Here is an 18277-nt window from a genome sequence, read left to right as displayed (position 1 = left end):
GCAACAGGGGAACCGAAATCATCGTTTAAAATTAAATGGGTCGGGTTTTCTCCCTCAACCACTCTTTTTCTGTTTTGTTTAAGTGCTTCTTCAATTTATTGTAGACCATCTCGTGGTATGCATTGAGCCATCCGATCTCGTTCTTCGTCAGCAACTTCCTGACAATTGGCCTGGTATCGATAGGGCAGAGTGTGATGGTTTCGAAATTGTAAAAATTACCGAAATCCTCCGTCTTCCTGTACTCCCGTGTGACGACCAGGTTCTCGATCCGGATGCCGTACTGGTTAGCCCGATAGATGCCCGGTTCATTCGATGTAACCATCCCTGGCTTCAACAGTGTGGGATTCTCTTCCAAGCGGATGTTCTGTGGACCTTCGTGCACATTCAGAAAATGTCCGATGCCGTGCCCGGTACCGTGCCAATAGGTCTGGCAGTTGTCCCACAACGCCTTGCGTGCCAGGATATCGAGTTGCGAACCTCGGGTGCCTTCGGGATAGATGGCCGTTGCAATGGCGATATGTCCTTTCAGCACATTGGTATAATCCTCCTTCATCTGTCTGGTGAGCTTGCCCACGGCCACCGTGCGGGTGATATCGGTTGTACCGTCCATATACTGCCCGCCTGAATCGATCAACAGCAGACCTTCGGGCTTGACCTTCAGACAGGTGTCGGGATGAGCATGATAGTGGATAACTGCTCCGTTGCCGGCATATCCGGCAATGGTGGAGAAGCTTTCACCTACGAACAGCTCCTGCTGCGAACGGAATTCACGCAGTTTCTCCTCTACCGTCACCTCCGTTACAACACCTTCTGCCACCGCCTTCTCGAGCCACATGAAAAACTTCACCAGGGCTACCCCATCCTTGATCATGGCGTTGCGGAAACCGTCGAGTTCGGTCCCGTTCTTGACAGCCTTCATCAGATCTACTGGTGAAGGAACGTCAACGATCCGGCACGATGCCGGAATGGTCTGGTACAACTTGTAATTGATCTTGCTGCCGGTAATGCAGATGGTGCTCTTTTCCGGAAGATTGGCCACATAGTTGAAAACCTGTCCGTAATCATCGATCTTCACGCCTTGCTTCAACAGTGCACTTTTTGTAAAGTGATCCAGTTTAGCTTCATCCACAAAAAGGACGCTCTCCTTTTTCGAGACATAGCCGTATGCTACCGCTACCGGGTTATAATCGACATCACTGCCTCGCATGTTGAAAATCCAGGCCAGGGCATCCAGCGAGACAACTATCAATCCGTCGGCATCCAGCCGATCGAGCTCGCCAAGGATCCTTTCGATCTTGCTTTTGGTAGATTCCCCGGTGATCTCATCCGACAGGAGAAAAATCTTGTTCGCCGCTATTTCGGGGCGATCTTTCCATATAGCAGCAAACGGATCCAGCGTGGTCTCGAGCCGTATTCCCCTGGCATCCAGCACACTTTTCAGGGATTTGGCATCGGAAGCGGCATAGACCAGTCCGTCAATTCCCACGGTACCTCCGCTACCCACCTGTTCAACAACCCAGTCAGTCATGTCTGGTGTCCCAGGCTGCCCCATCTTGAAGAGATCAAAACCGGAACCTTCCAGTTCAGCTTCAGCCTGAAGGAAATATCTGGAATCTGTCCAGACCCCTGCCCTCTTCCTGGTTACGACGGCGGTTCCTGCAGAACCGGTAAATCCGCTTATCCATTTGCGCGACTCCCACTTTTTAGGTGGATACTCACTCAGGTGCGCATCAGTGCTGGGGACAATGAATGCATCCAGCTTTGCTGTCTCCATAAAAGCCCTTATGGCTGCTAATCTTTCGGGAACGGTTGTCTTGCTCATGATAGCTCTTTTTTTGTTTTATAAACCGCAAATTTAACAAATTGTTCTTACATTTGACACCATTAACAAAACGAATCCTTTATGCAAATCACCATCAAACTTAAAAAGATGCGTTTTTACGCTTACCACGGTCTGCTCCCGCAAGAGAGAATTACCGGCAACAATTTTGTTGTGGAGATAATCTTTACGGCAGATGTTGCCCGCTCCCTGGAGAGCGACAACGTGGACGACACCATCAACTATGCTGCCGTCTACAACCTGGTAAAGGCTGAAATGGCCAAGCCAAGCCGGTTGCTGGAACATGTTGCCGGGCGGATATTTTCCAAAATAAAAGCCAGTTTTCCTGAAATCACCTCGCTCAAGGTGGCCCTTGCAAAACTCAATCCCCCTGTAGGCGGCGAGGTGGATGCCTCCGAGGTGATCATTACGGACAACGGGCACCCGCAGTTGTAAAAAACCATAAATCCTCCTTCCAAAATCTCAAATCCTGAATGATTTATTATCTTTGCAGAAATTTTCGATAAGCGATGAGCGATGAGACGAGACAACCCGGATTGCCTGACAAGCAGTTGGTGTTACGTACCGACAACCTGGTAAAGAAATACGGTAAAAGGACAGTGGTAAGCCACGTTTCCATCCATCTGGAACAGGGTGAGATTGTCGGTTTGCTGGGCCCTAATGGTGCAGGAAAGACCACCACCTTTTATATGACCGTGGGACTGATTGTGCCCAATGAGGGGAGCATCTACCTGGGCGATCAGGATATAACCCGCTTTCCGGTCTACAAGCGGGCACAGCACGGCATCGGCTACCTGGCACAGGAGGCATCCATTTTCCGGAAGATGTCGGTGGAGGACAATATCAAGTCGGTATTGGAATTTACCGACAAGACTCCCGACGAGCGAAAGAAGAAACTGGAGGAGCTTATCGCCGAGTTCGGACTGGAAAAAGTGCGGAAAAACCAGGGGGACCGGCTCTCGGGGGGTGAACGTCGAAGGGCCGAAATCGCCCGCTGCCTGGCGATCGACCCCAAGTTCATCATGCTGGACGAACCCTTTGCAGGAGTTGATCCGATTGCCGTACAGGATATCCAGTCGATTGTAGCACAACTGAAATATAGAAATATCGGCATCCTGATTACCGACCACAATGTGGACGAAACGTTAAGCATCACCGACAGGGCCTACCTGCTCTTCGAGGGGAGGGTGTTGTTCCAGGGAACGGCTGAAGAGCTGGCCGACAATCCAGTGGTGAGGGAGAAGTACCTGGGTCGCGATTTTGAGTTGCGTCGTAAAAAATTTGAACTGTCGGTATGAGCAGGCTCCTTGCCATAGATTACGGAAAGAAGCGCACGGGCATTGCGGTGAGCGACCCGTTACAACTTATTGCCAATGGCTTGACAACAGTGAGTACAGCCGGACTCTTCGATTTTCTGCACAACTATTTTCAGAAGGAGAAGGTTGAACGGGTAATCATTGGCCTGCCCCGCCAAATGAACTACGAAGCTTCGGAGACCCTTCCGGAGATCGAACGGATTGCCGACCGGCTAAGAAAGCGCTATCCGGAGATCGAAGTGATCTGCTACGACGAACGGTTCACCTCAAAGATGGCTCAACAAAGCATGATAGAGGGTGGAGTGAAACGGAAAGACCGGAGGAACAAGGCGTTGATCGACGAGATCAGCGCCACCATCATCTTGCAGGGATATATGGAGAGCCGGGCATATAATGAAGAGAAAGAGAGAAGAATAAACCCATAAGTTCTGACAATGATATTACCCATATACATCTACGGACAACCCGTATTGAGAAAGGTGGCCAAGCCGATTGACACCGCAAACTATCCTAACCTGAAGGAGCTGATCGAGAACATGTACGAAACGATGTACAATGCCGATGGTATTGGACTGGCAGGTCCCCAGGTAGGCCTGGAAGACCGTATTTTCGTAGTCGACCTCGAACCGCTTGCAGACAGTGAACACCCTGAGTTCAAGGGATTCAAGAAGGTCTTCATCAACGCTGAAATCACCGAAAGAAGCGGTCAGCTCGAGTTGGTGGAGGAGGGATGCCTGAGCATACCGGGCATTCACGAGAAGGTGCCGCGCGAAGAGCGGATTCGCATAAAGTATCTCGATGAAGAGCTGCAGCCGCACGACGAAGTGTATACCGGCTTTATGGCCCGAGTCATCCAGCACGAATACGATCACCTCGACGGCATCATGTTCACCGACCGGATCTCACCGATGCGGAAAAGGATGGTGAAAAGCAAACTGGCCAATATGGAGAAGGGAAAGGTCAGTTGCCACTACCGGGTGAAGACGGTTTGACAACGCTACCTTTTCAACAGGCTGGCCGCCTCCTTGTCGAGAAACCAGATCAGATTGCCTGAAACCGGTTTCACCCGGGCTGCGGGGTATCTCTCTTTTACCTCCTTTCTACTCTCGACAATCTCCCTTACCTTTTCGGCCTTGGCCGAACCGGTTACCAGAAATGCCACACGCTGGGCGTGGTTGATCACCCTTCCCGACAGGCTTATCCGCTTTTGACCACTTTCGGGGTGCCTCCCCACAACACAGTAGCTGCTGTCGTTCCACAATTTTATCTCGTGCGGGAAGATCGATGCAGTATGGCCATCATCACCCAGCCCCAGGATGATCAGGTCGAACGAGGGAACTCCATCCACCATCTCTACCTCCATCCCCAGCAGCGTTGAATACCTTTCCGCCTCGGCAGCAGGATCATTCTCACCCTTGATGCGAAAAATATTCCTCTCCGGGATAGCCACACGATCGAGCAGATACTCCCTGGTCATCCTGTAATTGCTCTGCTCATCGGTGGGCGGAACGCAACGTTCATCTCCCCAAAAGAGGAAGAGACTCTTCCAGTCGATATCCTCCCCATGATACCGGGCCCAGTAATCAAACAGCGATTTCGGGGTAGATCCTCCCGACAATGCCACCGTCACTCTCTTCCGGTCCTTGAGGATCCCCTTCAGGTACTCCGTGAACGAACGGTTCAACTCCTCCCTTGTGGCAAATATTTCCAGTTGCATCGATTCAGATATTTACATTCAACAAATCCTATTCAGTTTCACAACTCACAGTAGATTCCGTCGTCCGACAGATTCTTGCAGGGGTAGCGCCAGGTCCCTGCCCCCTCGATCAGCTGGTCCGCACTCTCAGGTCCCCATGAACCGGAAGGATATCCGTAGAGGGGCGCATTGGGATCGCTGTTCCAATAGTCGAGGATAGGCTGCACAAATCTCCAGGTCAACTCTGCACCCTCTCCCGACATGTAAAGGGTATTGTCTCCGGTCATACAGTCCAGGATTAGCCGCTCGTATGCTTCGGGAATATAGTGATCCTTCAGATCGGAGTAATGGAAATCGACATTTACCGATCTCACCTCATAGCCGTTACCCGGCACCTTCATGCCGGTTTTCAGCAGGATTCCCTCATCGGGTTGAATTCGCATGATCAACTGGTTTCCGGCTTCAACGGCACCGTCTACCGACTTGAACAGTTGTGTTGGCGACGGCCTGAAATGGATAACAATCTCCGAAACCCTTGTCGGCAGCCGCTTCCCTGTTCTGATATAAAAGGGTACACCGCTCCAGCGCCAGTTGTCGATAAAGAACTTCATCGCAAAATAGGTCTCGGTGCGCGAATCCTTGTCTACACCCTCCTCATCGCGGTAACCGGCAAGGAATTTCCCCTTCACATGCGATTCGGTGTATTGCCCCCGGATAATGTTGTTGCGCAGATCCTCATCGCTTAGCGGACGCAACGAACGGAACACTTTCAGTTTCTCGTGGCGAATCTCTTCCGCTGTCACCTTTGCCGGCGGCTCCATGGCTACCAGCGATGCCACCTGAAGCAGGTGGTTCTGAACCATGTCGCGCATCGCCCCGGAGGTGTCGTAGTAACCTCCCCTACCCTCCACGCCAATACTTTCGGCAGCCGTGATCTCCACATGCTGGATATAGTTCCGGTTCCACAACGGTTCGAAGATTCCGTTTGAAAAACGGGTCACCAGCAGATTCTGGACAGTCTCCTTTCCCAGATAGTGATCGATGCGGTAGATCTGCTCCTCGCTGAAAAAATCGGTCAGCGACCTGTTCAACTCCATCGCCGATTCCAGGTCGTGTCCGAAAGGCTTTTCAATTATGATGCGGCGGAACCCCTTTTGCTGCAAGGTGAGCCCCTGTCCGTAGAGGTACTTGGGAATGATCGGGTAGAGCTGAGGCGGTGTGGAGAGATAGAAGATGTAGTTATGGTGGAGATCCAGCTTCCTGTTCAACTCCTTCAGCCTGTTTTTCACCAGTTCATAATCCTCGCTCTTCTGCGTGTCTATACTGAGATAAAAGAGCCTCTTCAGGAAGCTGTTTATCCTCTCTGCAGCTGCATTTTTAAAGTGGGAAAACTGCTTGATCCCCTCTTTCATCTTTCTCCGGAACTCGGCGTCGGTATATTTTGAACGGCTGACACCCAGCACGGCATACCCTTCGGGCAAGGAATCGTTCATATAGAGATCGAACACCGAAGGGACCAGCTTCCGGTAGGTAAGATCGCCTGAGGCACCAAATATCACCAGTGCCTGATTATCTATTTTTTTCATTGAAAAGAGTGTTTGCTACTGTGAGTAAACAAACAACCGGCTGAAAAGTTGCCTTTGTCGAGGCCCGACTCGCTACTTTCTCTTGTTGAAAAGCCACTCCATGAAATCCTTTTCATTGAATGCCGGCGTCCAGCTGTCGTGATTCACACCCGGGTACTCAATGTACTCCACGTTTACCCCGTTCCGTTTCAACACCTTGTAGGCTTCGCGGGAAAAGGCAACGGGGACAACGGTATCGGCATCGCCATGAAAAATACGCAGGTGCGTTTTGATGTCGACCCTCTCCAGCCGTCCGGTGTCCACTCCTCCGCAGATGGGGATTGCAGCGGCAAAAAGATCGGGGTAGCGGCATAGCATGTCGAATGTACCCATTCCTCCCATCGAAAGTCCGGCTATGTAGATCCGGTTCCGGTCCACCGGATAGTTCGCCAGCGCCTCGTCGAGCACCTCCTTTACCATCTTCAATGTCTTCGACATCGGCGGATCCGACGGAGTTGTTCCGGTTGCACCGGGTCGTCTGATTGGTGCCCAGAAGTCATTGGCAGGACATTGGGGGAAGATCACGAAAGCGGGATACTTCTCCCGGTTTACCGGATTGGTAAACATGTTTCCACCATGTCGAAGCTGGGCCTCATTGTCGTTGCCACGTTCACCCGCACCGTGGAGAAAAAGCACCAATGGATACTTCTTGCCCGGCATCACCGTTTCCGGAGTCAATTCCCTGTATAACAGCGTATCGTTATCACTGGAGAGATAGATCTTCTTCTGATACGCCTCCTGTTGTGCAAATGTGGCCAAAGTGGCCAGCGTCATTGTAAAAATCAGCAGTAACTGTCTCATATGGTTCAATTTTAAAACAAACGTTGCAATGCAATCCGGTCCCTTATGGTAATTTTACGTTGCTCCACACCGATTAACCCTTCGCTGGCCATCTGCATCATCACGTTGACCAGCGCGGGACGTGAAACACCAAATAGCCGTGACAACTCCTCCTTCGAGATCCTCAAATGGAATACCGGTTCACCCTTCGACTCCTTCAGAAGGTAATATCCCAATTTGGCCCGTATCGTCCGCAAGGTGGAGAGCCTCAATTTTTCCGACAGAAAAGCCACCTTGTTAGAGATGTAAGTCAGAAATGCTTTCATGAAATCTGGATACTTGCCCATCAGGAAGAGGACATTCTCCTTGGGGATCAACAACACCACACAATTGGTCTTTGCCTGTGCGGTAACCGGTGAGAGGTTATCGGTTGCAAAGAGGAATCCGGTTGCCAGGGGATTGGGAGCGCTGATCAGCTCCACTTTGACAAACTCCCCTTTTTCATCCGACATCACCGTCTCCACTTCTCCCTCTACAACAATGTAGAGCATCTCATAGACCGCTCCCTGTGTAACCAGCAGATCTCCTTTACCGTACCGCCTGACGCTGTAGCGGAGATCCTGCAGGAAATCCGTTCTCTCGTCCGCCGGAATAGAGCTGCACAACGGACATTGAAAAATGGAGGAGAAGGTACTGGCACGGGCAGGATGCTTCATACTGTTCTTAGCTTTGGGTCTTTACCCGACAAATATACCCATTTTTCACAATCCGTAATATATATTACACTCTTTTACAATTAAATTTATTTCTTTTCAGTACTGACCGACTAAAAAATGAAGAAAATATAGGGACTTAACCGAAGTCTCGTCCCTAAGTTGTAAATTTGGATTGTCAAAAACTAAATTTCCAACCATGGGCAAAGTTAGCGAAAATAAATTTGTCGGTCAGCCGATCTTAAGACAAATAGTGAATATTCTCCCGAGGGAAAAGTTCGATGAGCTGGTAATAAGGCTCGGCAGTGATAAATATTACAAGGCGTTTTTTTCCTGGGATCAATTGATCGTGATGCTCTTTGGCATTTTTTCCCGTTGCGACTCGATGGGTGAAGTCTGTGACGGCATGCGTGCCTTGGGTGGCAAGTTGAATTACCTGGGCATGGAGAGTTCGCCTGCAAAAAGCACTGCCGGAGATGCATTGCGTGACAGGGACGAGGAGCTGTTCCGTCTGTTCTACTTTGCACTGATCGCCCATTTTTCCCCGCTTTTGTCGGTCAGCCGCAAAAAAAGGGCCGTAAGCAGGGTGTCAGTTTCGAGGAGTTCTATGCCTTTGATTCGAGTACGGTGACGCTGTTTTCCGACGTGATGAAAGGCGTGGGCCGGAACCCTAAAGGCGACGGGAAAAAGAAAGGCGGCCTGAAAGTCCACATGCTGACCGACGTCCATGCTGACACGCCGCGATTCGTGAAGATAAGCGAGGCGAAAATGCACGACAAGAACTTCTTGCAATACCTGAATTTAAGTGAAGGCAGCATGGTGGTCTTCGACAAGGCATACAATTACTACCTGCAGTTCGCCAAATGGACGCGACAAGGCGTGAATTTCGTTTGTCGGCTGAAAGACAATGCAAGGTACGAGGTTCAGGAAGTCCTTCACGAGAAGAAGCTGGAAAAAGGGGAACATGCCGTTTACAAGGTGGAACATATCCACGTTCAATATATCGAGAAGGTCGAGACGGGGACCGAAGGCAAGAAAAAAAGGAAGAAAGTCAGACAGACGAGGACATTATGCCTTCGTTTAGTTTGGTACAGGGATGAACAGGGGCGTAAATACAAGTTCATCACCAATAATTGGGAAATAACAGACGAGGAAGTTGCCTTGATTTATAAAAATAGGTGGTCTATCGAAACGGGATTCAAAAAATTGAAGCAAAACTTCCAACTCACCTATTTTTATTCCGACACTGAAAACGGGATAAAGACCCAAGTATGGTGTACCCTGATCGCGTATTTGCTTTTACAGGTGATTCAGACCAAGTCGGAAAGCGAAAAGGCGTTTTCAACCATAGCCGCGTTGTTGAGGATGCATTTGATAAGCCATCTGGATTTGACGTGGGTGGTGACCGAAGGCAGGCGCACTTATCCCAGACGACTGAAAAGTCGCAATAAAAGTCCCACGGCCGCCCAATTATCACTGTTTTGAGGGGGGGGGGCACTTTTTGGAAATGAAAGACAGGATCTTTAATGGTTTACTTGTCAGGTATTTAAAAATAAGAACGGTACCATCCAATATTTTGTGTAAACGTCAAACTACAGGATTTAAGAGTTTTATACTTGAATCCTGTTTTCAAATATAGTTATAAACTGGTTAAAAATCAACCCCCAGTTCCAAATTGGCTGTGTCCATTTTTTTTCTATTTCAGAAACAGCCAAATATACAGCCTTTTTCAAAGCATCATCGTTTGGAAACGAAAGCTTGTTTTTGGTGTATTTTCTAATTTTCCCATTCAGATTTTCTATCAGATTGGTCGTGTAGATAATCTTTCTGATTTCAACAGGAAAGTCAAAAAAGGCCGTCAGTTCATCCCAATTTCTCCGCCATGAACGAATGGCATAAGGGTACTTTCCACCCCATTTCTGTTCAAAAGCATCCAGTTCCAGTGCAGCTGACTCTTTGGTGGGAGCGTTGTAAATATTCTTCAAATCAGATGAAAACTCTTTTTTCTCTTTCCAGACAACGTACCTGCAAGAGTTGCGTATTTGATGTACAACACAGATTTGAGTGGTTGCATCAGGGAAAACCGCTTTTATTGAGTCTGTGAATCCGTTCAAATTATCAGTTACGGTAATCAGAATATCATTTACTCCACGAGCTTTCAAGTCGGTTAAAACACCTGTCCAATACGATGCACTTTCATTCTTGCCAACCCACATGCCCAGCACTTCCTTGATGCCTTCCTTATTCAAGCCTACACATAAATAAACCGTTTTATTGACCACTTTACCCTGGTCTCTGACTTTAAAGACAATGCCATCCATCCAGACTATAAGATACTGATTCTCCAGCGGGCGATTCTGCCATTCTATCGCTGCTTGAGTTACTTTATTGGTTATAATGGATATGGCTGAAGTGGAAAGTGTTATGCCGTAAATCTCTTTCATCTCTTCTTCAATATCCGACACACTCATTCCTTTGGCGTAAAGGGATATGACCAGTTTCTCGATGGATAAACCTCGGCTCTGATGCTTGGGGACAACAGTTGGTTCAAACTCTCCCTGACGGTCACGAGGCACATCTATGACGGATTCGCCATAATGTGTCTGTATTTTCTTGGGATACTTGCCGTTACGGGAATTGCCGCTGTTGTTGCCTTCCGGGGAATGTTTCTCGTAGCCTAAATAGTCGAGCCTTAAAAAGCCCATTTTTCTCTGGTTTGTAAAATTTCACCTCCCCTGATGGGGTGAAGTTGCCTGTTCAGGAACACAATTATCTTTTCAAGGAAGAGCCAAAAAGATGACTTCCACTTGTTCATCATCCTTTTGAAGTTGAATCCGGCAGCTGCGAGCATAACATTGATCTCATCCCCGGTGATTCCCTTGTAGTAATTGCAGGAGAGACGGTGATCTTCTTTCAGGTGTCCGATTACAGGCTCAATACCTGCCCGCTTGCGGAAGTACTTTCTCTCTTTATTCTTCCTATAGGTGCTTAGAGCCTTTGAAAAGGATTTGGGGATGTGGATGAGTGTATCCCTGACTTTACTTCTTCCCCGGTACCCCCTGTCGCAGATACCGTTTCGGGGTTTTCTTTCCGTCAACTTCTCCACTTGCTCGATAGCCTTGTCTAGCGTGTGCCCGTCAAATTCATTTCTAAAACTCAGTGCTCCAACAATTACACCGCTACCGGTTCGTGTGATGGATACCTTGTTTCCAAACTCGTACAGTTTATGCTCTTTCCCCTTGCTGATGCATTGCACATCCACCTCGTGCAGTGAATAAACCTTGTTCTTGTCTTTCTTCTTCTGGGCCAGTACCCGCTTGTACAGGTCCAGTTCATTCCGGTAACCATCAACCATGGTACCCAGCTTCCTTTCCACATCGCGTACCAGCCGTCCGGCTATGGTTCTCACTTTCTTATCCGCTTTCCTGGCTTTACCGTATCCCGTCGGCTATGAGCGTGTTGCAGGAATGGGTAAAAATTAGCATATCCCTCTCCGGTCCACCTCCTATGGTTATTCTCTGTTTCAACCGGCACATTGAATCAATGGCGGTATGACAATATTGTATTCGATCGTTGATCGGGGGTATCGTGCATGTAAGGATCCGTCTTATCCAAGGATATTCTCTTTCCAATTGTGTGGGAGCAGCTCTTCCAGTTTATTCGCGTGATAATCGGGTATTCTGTTGAGGACATCAGTCATCCATCGCGTTGGATTCACGCCGGCTTCGCGACAACAGGCGAAGAAAGAATACATCATCGCGTTACGCTCGGCTCCCTCGTGGCTCCCGCAGAATAAATAGTTACGGCGTCCCAGGGCAAGTTTCCGGATTTTATTTTCAATCTCGTTATTGTCTATCTCGAATTTGCCGTCCGTCATCGTCCTTTCCAACCTGTCCCAAATTTTCAGAGTGTAGGCAACCGCGATTCCTATGGGAGATTTAGGCAAGACTTGCCCCCGCTGGTCTTCCAGCCATCGTTTCAGCTCTTCCATCACCGGTATTGATTGTTGTTCGCGCAGCCGGTGCCGTTCCTCGAATGGCATCTTTTCTTCGCGTGCCCGTTTCTCTACCCGGTAGAGTTTCGCGAACAAGTCAAGGGCTTGACGCGATCTCGATGGCGAGTTCTCCTTGGCGTGTTCAAATTTTCGCCGGCTATGGGCCATGCATGCCAAAAGTGTGATGTGCTCCGCGTCCTTATACTGGTCATACCCCGCGTACGCGTCAGTTTGGAGCGCGCCGCGGTACCCGTCAAGAAATCCGGCGGCGACATCCCCCGAGCGGGATTTTCCGTACCTGAAGCACGCCATGCCTTCCACGGGGGCATGAAACACCCACATGTACCCCTTGTGCGTGGCACCGGGCTTATCCGAGGTAAGAACAGGTATCGGGGACTCGTCCACCTGAAGGTAGTCGCGTTTCATTATTTCATGGATCAGTGTATCGTGTAACGGCTCAAGCAAGCGGCAGACGGCGGCGTACCAGCCCTTGAGCGTCGACTCGGCAACCGGTATCTTTTGCCGCTTGAATATCTCGGCCTGGCGATAGAACGGGAGGTGGTCGATGAATTTGCTCGCGCAGATATGGGAGAGAATGCCCGCCCCGGCATTTCCTTTCACGATGGGCAACGAGGGCATGGGGGCTACAGTAACGCAGCCTTCACCTTCCGTGCCCGGCACCACGTACTTGGGACGGATAATAACCCGCACGTAAACGTCGGCGGGCTTGTACTCCAGCAGCTCGGTGACAGACTCCCCTATCTTGACGGCTCCATCGGGGATAAGGTCAGGTTCAATCACCTCCTCTTCCCGTCGCAGGTGCTCGGGAAGACGGCTCCGGACAGGCTTTTCGCGTGTCTTTTCGCGTTCGTAAGTGATGGTTTCCTTGTTCGCTTCCGCTTTTGGCTGAATATCGCGAAGTGAATCCCGCGTGCCGGCAAAGAGGTCCAATTGCCCGTCATCGGTTTTTTCCGACCTGAAGCGTTCACTTCTCACACCGTAAAGCATCCGTTTTAGCTCGGAGAGTTGAAACCTCAGGTATTCGCAATCGGACTTGATGGACAGCAATTCGTTATATTCCCCGCGGGAAATAACAACCTGGTCATTCAATTCCGTATTGCTTGTTTTCATGGTGTAAAGATACAACTTATCAATGAGATGAACAAGCACGAAAGTCTTTATTCACGCGGTTTTTGGAGCAATATTGAATCTTTTCCGGCGGGTGGTTTTTTCCATGGAAATACCCTCGACCATCATGACCAAATCGCGCCAAAGAATACTGCATCCCTTGCCGGAAGAATGGACGCGGGGAAGGGAAAAGCGGCCGCTTTCCAGGCGCTTGTGGTACAGCACGAGCCCGCCCCGTTCCCAATGGAGCAGCTTGATGGTCGTCCTGGACCTGTTGACAAAGATGAACACTTCCCCGCCTAACGGGTCGCGTCCCAATTCCGATGAGACAAGCCCGCATAAACTGTCAAATCCTTTACGCAGGTCGGTGGGTGAGAGGCAGAGGTAAAAACGCTGGGATTCGTTAAGTGAGAACATCGTCCGGGAAATTAAAAAGTGAGCAGTTCCCCGAGTAGCGTGATGTCGGTTACCCCCTCGTCCACGCGAAGAGTTACCCCGCCGGGATAGGCGATCTCGAACCGGGGCATCCGCCGGGAGGACGGCTTGCCGATAACAGTTACCGGCTGCAAGAGGGATGGCTCCTTTGCAGGGGGTGTTTTTGAGGCTTCATGTTCCGGATGGACTTCAAGATACAATTTTCTCCATTTGTAAAACTGCCATTCACTCATGTTTTTGGACCGGTAAAAATCCGTGGCCCGCTGACCACTTTGAAAGTACTCTTCGATCAGGGAAAACGCTTCGTGTTGAGTAAAACGACGATTCATTTTGTTAGTGTTCATCTTTTTTTGACAAAGATCACGGTTTAATCGAAGCAATCCAATACGCCTATGACCGACGGCTTACGCTTTACCCTTGTTTCGTGGGTGATTTCGGAAGCGCTGATCGTAGGAAAGATCTTTCAGGATTCGCCTGTAACTCTGGCGCAAATCCAAACTGTTCCTGTCTGCTATCTTCCAGCACCTCTTGATAATCTTCTTTGCCAGTTTGTCATCCGTGGGGAAGATGATATTTTTCTCCTGGACAGTGGTGTCGATGTAAACGTCCTTGTCGTTCGAGTCTTTACCATTGATACGGATGCTCTCCCTTAAGATCAGCTCAATACCCTCTTTGCCGATGCGGTGACGGAAATGAACCAACTCAGACGCTTCACAAGGAACACGAGGTTGGAATTCCTGTTCACCACAAAAATACTGGTAGTAATTGTTTTCACTCCATTGTTCCACCACGCTTTCATCCGAGAGATCTCGGATGTGTTTCAGGATCAATAATCCCACCATCAGGCGAATGGGCTTCGCCGGACGTCCGTTATCGGGACAATACAGGGGTGAGAACTCTCTTTCAAACATCTCCCAATCAATTTTATTGGCCAGAATGAATAGCGGGTGCTTATGATTCAATGTGCTTTCCAGTGAAAAGAACAATGAGTGTTGTGAACGGTCTTGTTGTTTTGCCAGCATGATTTTCTGCAAGATTTATATCTCAAATTTACGAAAACTTGCAGATATAACCAAGGAAAATATCTATTATTTTACTGTATCATAGACGATTGAATACTTTTTAAGGGCTGACTAAATAAGCTTCCATCTCGCCTTCCAGCATTTGTTCCAATACCCGAGTGTGCAAGTCGGTTAAAAACTTGCTCACGTCTTCTTCCGTCTTAAATTGAGACAGAAACTCTTTGTTTAATAACGTGAGTTCGGGATAACATATTATCCCCAAATGGTTAATTGACTTGACTTTTCCACTTCAAATTTGATTGAAGGCTTTTTGGGAAAGAAACAATATGCCACCAATGCAGCAATTATGTTCATGATGAAATTATGTGTGGAACGATGCCTTGAATGTTCTATCTGGCAGATATTCTTCAGTTCATCATTGATGGACTCAATTACAGATCTTTTGCGTAAGAGAATCTTGTCGCGGAATGACATCAGGGAATTTTTCATATTTGAGCGTATACCGGTCACTAAATGAACTCCCTGGTCAAACAGCATCTCGAAGAGCTTTGTGCTGATGTAACCCTTGTCTGCATATAGTTTACCGAAAAGATCTTTGGTAAGAACATTGATTACGTCAGGGTTTCTATCGTCGACATTGCCTTTTGTGAGAGAGAAATTCAGCAATTCACCCTTTTCATTACAGACCAGATGAAGCTTGAATCCAAAAAACCAGCCCATCGTACTTTTCCCTCTTTGTGCCAGATCCCTGAATACTTTATTCGAGTGGATACGCTTGTTATGACATACTTTGATTGGAGTGCTATCCACATATGTAATGCCTGTGCATTCACCAAATCCAAAGAGTTTGAGCAACAGCATGAAAGGTACAATCACCCTGGGTTGCAACTCGACAAAACGGTTGTAGGAAACGGCATTTGGAAAATAGCTCTTCATGTGCTTGCAAATATAAAACAGGTAATAATTCTTGAAATTATGAAAGGTTCCACAGTGGAAGCAGACCATCACGGCAATAATCTCGCTCTGGGACATTTGCGTTTTCCTGTTTCTCCTTTTCGTTGTGTCACCTGCTTGAAGTTGGTGATTCCGGATTTCATTCTCATATTCTGCACAAAAATCGTCGGCAATACAAAATATTTCAATAACTTTGTCTGTTGTGATCATAGGGCTGATGTTTGTTATTTGTTTGATTAACAGCTATAAATATACAAATAATCTCCCTATATCACAACTTTTTTTATGCTTTTCTTATCCCGAACTCACGTTAATAACTCTTTGGGAATGTCCATAAAATTAAATGTTTACAAAATTAATCGTTTTTATATTAATCGCTAATCTTGTTTTTTCTTTTCGAATCCCCTCACACAAATTATAGAGGGGTTGGAAAAGAAAAAACTACAAGAATGTCTTCCTGTAGTTTTCATTTACACAATCTTATGGACAGTGTCATAAGAACCGATTGATTTTGATATTAGTCGGTTGATACTGATAACTTATTGTTTTCTCATAATTGTTTTCTCAAAATAAACATACCGCTTCCAATAGAAGGTAATCTAAAAATTACCTTATTGTTAACTACCGATGCATTTATTTGTCCTTGGATTCTGTCATGAATGGTATATCCTTTGGGTAATGTTATTTCAATTTCATTTTCTGAGTAATATGGATTTGCAAATAATAATATCAAATCATCATTGTATTCAAATCCACAAATTTTAATACTATCATTTTCAATGTAATCAAGCTGATTGTATCTTTTCCCATTTAGTATTACTTCCGTTAATGGTAGAATTTCATTTGGAAGTTTCTTTACTTCATCCCATCTTCTATGAAATAATCCTAAATTCTTTTTATCACGAGGATAACTTTCATAAAATAGGTCATAATATGAATAAAACAGAATCCCTTTCGCACCAGCTATAAGTGCCTGGAAAACCTGATTCCTTATTTCATCCAATGAAGGGAAATGTGATTCCCTATCGCTGTAATACACTGCCCAATCCATTGTTTGTAATACTGACCATACGCCTCTCGAATTATGCATGGCCTTTTCAGAAGCCTCCGTTCGAATAGAGGTTAAAAGTAAATTAGCACGCCCAACCGGATAAGGATCAGTTGCAATTATATCTGTTGAGTAATAGTATTTTTCTAATAGTGAAAAGCCATCATAATCATGTACTTGAAAAGCAGGGTGATTTTGATCATCCTGCTTAATTATATCGTATAGGACATTTATTTTTGGTAACCATTCAGGCTTAAGTTCATCGACAGTGTACCAGGCAAGTAAGGCCGGCTTATTTTTTAAATCGTTAATAAATTTACTTGCTGCGCTATTTGGTTCTTTAATATATTGTGTTTTTCCTTCATACATGTCTTTTAATGAATAAATCACATTTAGACCATGTTTGTATGCGGTATCCAAATATTCGGCAGCATTTAAACTATAGCCATAATCGTAAGACAAGATCGTGTTGTATCCAGCTTCTTTAATACGTTTCATATCCTCCTCATTTCCACCTTTAATATAAAAGCCTAAAGGAAATATTTTTTCGTTATTTTTTATTGTGTAACCCTCTTTGTCAATATAGACTGACGGCATTTTCTCTACAACCTCTATGTTGTGGGTTTGATTTAGTATAATTTCGTTTGAATCATTATAATAGTTCATATGCAAAACATATTTTCCAATTTTTAAATGTTTTGGATATGTGAATTGTAATTTATGTTCACCGGTTAAACTAGTTAATTTATATGTCTTGTTATATAAAACTTTGCCTTGGAGAGTACTCAATGTATAAGCAGCTTTATAGATAGTTTCTACAGGGTTATTGATGCGGACGAATGATGAGAACGATACATTAGCACCATCCGGGAGTAAACCTCTATAATTTGGATAAGTTAAAAAAGATTCTATTACGGGGCGTTTCTCTAGACGTAACTCGACCTCATCGAACCAAACTTTTCCAGTAACTCCTTTTCTCAATCCCAAACCTAAAACCATTTTTTTTGCGTTCGATGGTACTGTGTAAATAGCGCTATACTTCTTCCAATTAAAACCTCCAATATCTTTAGTTATTATATAAGAACCGGTTACAAATTTTTCATTTTCATCGAAAGTTTGCAAAAATAGCATCGCACCGTAATAATCTTGCTCAGCATCTTTAGCATCAAGGTTTTCAGCTTTAACCCATCCGCCGAAACTGTAGGTTTGACCTGGTTCAACTTCAAATTTCTGAGTAATAAACGGTGCATATGTGTTTCTATTTGGATTGTAATAATAAATACTTCTATTGCCCTTATAGACTTCAGACGAACTTAAAGAAGCGTATTTAGGAGGAATATTCCATTCTACTTCATCTAACTCAAATCCCCCATTTGTAAGTATATTATCACCAAAATTAAGTGTGCAGACATCTCCATCTTGAGCAAATGAAGTATAAGATATAAGACTAATAATAAGAATGGCGATTAACCTTGTCGATATATTTTTCATATGTAAATTAGTTGTTATATAAATATCTATTAATAAACGATTTAAATCATTTCAACATTTTGTATTTCTCCATTTTGACAAAACAAAAGACAGCACTCATCTTTAGGATAAATGCATCGGTTATCGGAAAGACAAACAGGCAAGAAGGGTTTAAAATTTCATATGCGTGCTCTTGGGCAACAACCTTGGGTGCTTACCTGTTGAGGTCAGTTTCATATTCGACTTGGACGCTTTG

Annotated in this window: 17 protein-coding genes and 2 pseudogenes; 6 read left to right on the top strand and 13 right to left on the bottom strand. The window is 46.3% G+C overall.

All coding sequences use genetic code 11. The features are described 5' to 3' along the window. Nucleotides 1-31: 31 nt before the first annotated feature. The gene (locus tag ING2E5A_RS06170; protein ID WP_071136659.1) at nt 32-1822 is read right to left on the bottom strand and encodes an aminopeptidase P family protein; all 1791 of its coding nucleotides are present in this window, start codon (nt 1820-1822) and stop codon (nt 32-34) included. 81 nt (nt 1823-1903) lie between these two features. Between ING2E5A_RS06170 and folB the strand changes: the two genes are divergently transcribed. The 4 genes from folB (at nt 1904) to def (ending at nt 4148) form a co-directional block, all read left to right on the top strand. Further along, entirely contained in the window at nt 1904-2275 is a 372-nt protein-coding gene (folB, locus tag ING2E5A_RS06165; protein ID WP_071136658.1) for a dihydroneopterin aldolase, read from the top strand. 74 nt (nt 2276-2349) lie between these two features. Continuing rightward, complete coding sequence (gene lptB, locus ING2E5A_RS06160) at nt 2350-3138, top strand: LPS export ABC transporter ATP-binding protein (protein ID WP_071136657.1); 789 nt, start codon at nt 2350-2352, stop codon at nt 3136-3138. Beyond that, nucleotides 3135-3581 carry a Holliday junction resolvase RuvX gene (gene ruvX / locus ING2E5A_RS06155; RefSeq protein WP_071136656.1) on the top strand — a complete coding sequence of 149 codons (447 nt, stop codon included), beginning with the start codon at nt 3135-3137 and terminating at the stop codon, nt 3579-3581. Before lptB ends, ruvX begins: the two co-directional genes overlap by 4 nt. Nucleotides 3582-3590: 9 nt before the next feature. Further along, a complete protein-coding gene (gene def, locus ING2E5A_RS06150) occupies nt 3591-4148 on the top strand; it encodes a peptide deformylase (protein ID WP_071136655.1) in 558 nt (185 codons plus the stop codon). Between the two features lie 5 nt (nt 4149-4153). Here the strand turns inward: def and pgl are convergent, their stop codons facing one another. The 4 genes from pgl to ING2E5A_RS06130 form a co-directional block, all read right to left on the bottom strand. After that, nucleotides 4154-4873, bottom strand: coding sequence for a 6-phosphogluconolactonase (gene pgl, locus ING2E5A_RS06145; RefSeq protein WP_071136654.1), 720 nt, complete (start codon nt 4871-4873; stop codon nt 4154-4156). A gap of 38 nt (nt 4874-4911) precedes the next feature. Continuing rightward, entirely contained in the window at nt 4912-6438 is a 1527-nt protein-coding gene (zwf, locus tag ING2E5A_RS06140) for a glucose-6-phosphate dehydrogenase (protein WP_071136653.1), read from the bottom strand. Nucleotides 6439-6510: 72 nt separating this feature from the next. Beyond that, nucleotides 6511-7278: a carboxylesterase family protein gene (locus ING2E5A_RS06135; RefSeq protein WP_071136652.1), complete on the bottom strand. Its 768-nt coding sequence runs from the start codon at nt 7276-7278 to the stop codon at nt 6511-6513. An 11-nt stretch (nt 7279-7289) separates the two neighbouring features. Next, on the bottom strand, nt 7290-7973 hold the full coding sequence (locus tag ING2E5A_RS06130) for a Crp/Fnr family transcriptional regulator (protein ID WP_071136651.1): 684 nt from the start codon (nt 7971-7973) through the stop codon (nt 7290-7292). A 196-nt stretch (nt 7974-8169) separates the two neighbouring features. Between ING2E5A_RS06130 and ING2E5A_RS06125 the strand changes: the two genes are divergently transcribed. Further along, nucleotides 8170-8601, top strand: coding sequence for a DUF4372 domain-containing protein (locus ING2E5A_RS06125; RefSeq protein ID WP_071136650.1), 432 nt, complete (start codon nt 8170-8172; stop codon nt 8599-8601). Then, nucleotides 8598-9455 (top strand): IS4 family transposase, encoded by an 858-nt coding sequence (locus ING2E5A_RS06120; protein ID WP_071136649.1) that lies wholly within the window; start codon nt 8598-8600, stop codon nt 9453-9455. Before ING2E5A_RS06125 ends, ING2E5A_RS06120 begins: the two co-directional genes overlap by 4 nt. Before the next feature lie 125 nt (nt 9456-9580). Here ING2E5A_RS06120 and ING2E5A_RS06115 read toward each other — a convergent pair. The 8 genes and pseudogenes from ING2E5A_RS06115 to ING2E5A_RS06080 all read right to left on the bottom strand — a co-directional run. Next, nucleotides 9581-10654, bottom strand: a pseudogene (locus ING2E5A_RS06115) (IS256 family transposase); the annotation flags it as partial. A gap of 8 nt (nt 10655-10662) precedes the next feature. Beyond that, on the bottom strand, nt 10663-11379 hold the full coding sequence (locus ING2E5A_RS06110; RefSeq protein ID WP_154670048.1) for a transposase: 717 nt from the start codon (nt 11377-11379) through the stop codon (nt 10663-10665). A 198-nt stretch (nt 11380-11577) separates the two neighbouring features. Continuing rightward, a complete protein-coding gene (gene tnpC / locus ING2E5A_RS06105) occupies nt 11578-13095 on the bottom strand; it encodes an IS66 family transposase (RefSeq protein ID WP_071136646.1) in 1518 nt (505 codons plus the stop codon). 51 nt (nt 13096-13146) lie between these two features. Continuing rightward, nucleotides 13147-13509 carry an IS66 family insertion sequence element accessory protein TnpB gene (gene tnpB / locus ING2E5A_RS06100; RefSeq protein WP_071136645.1) on the bottom strand — a complete coding sequence of 121 codons (363 nt, stop codon included), beginning with the start codon at nt 13507-13509 and terminating at the stop codon, nt 13147-13149. An 11-nt stretch (nt 13510-13520) separates the two neighbouring features. Further along, nucleotides 13521-13871 carry an IS66 family insertion sequence element accessory protein TnpA gene (gene tnpA, locus ING2E5A_RS06095; RefSeq protein WP_083373258.1) on the bottom strand — a complete coding sequence of 117 codons (351 nt, stop codon included), beginning with the start codon at nt 13869-13871 and terminating at the stop codon, nt 13521-13523. A 63-nt stretch (nt 13872-13934) separates the two neighbouring features. Continuing rightward, nucleotides 13935-14549: pseudogene (locus ING2E5A_RS06090) on the bottom strand (IS5 family transposase); the annotation flags it as partial. A gap of 252 nt (nt 14550-14801) precedes the next feature. Then, nucleotides 14802-15713, bottom strand: a complete 912-nt coding sequence (locus ING2E5A_RS06085) for an IS982 family transposase (RefSeq protein ID WP_071135762.1) — start codon at nt 15711-15713, stop codon at nt 14802-14804. Nucleotides 15714-16053: 340 nt separating this feature from the next. Next, the gene (locus ING2E5A_RS06080; protein ID WP_071136642.1) at nt 16054-18042 is read right to left on the bottom strand and encodes a carbohydrate binding domain-containing protein; all 1989 of its coding nucleotides are present in this window, start codon (nt 18040-18042) and stop codon (nt 16054-16056) included. Nucleotides 18043-18277: the final 235 nt, after the last annotated feature.

This window comes from Petrimonas mucosa (assembly GCF_900095795.1).
Taxonomy (GTDB): domain Bacteria; phylum Bacteroidota; class Bacteroidia; order Bacteroidales; family Dysgonomonadaceae; genus Petrimonas; species Petrimonas mucosa.
This window is presented reverse-complemented; position numbering and strand designations above follow the sequence as displayed.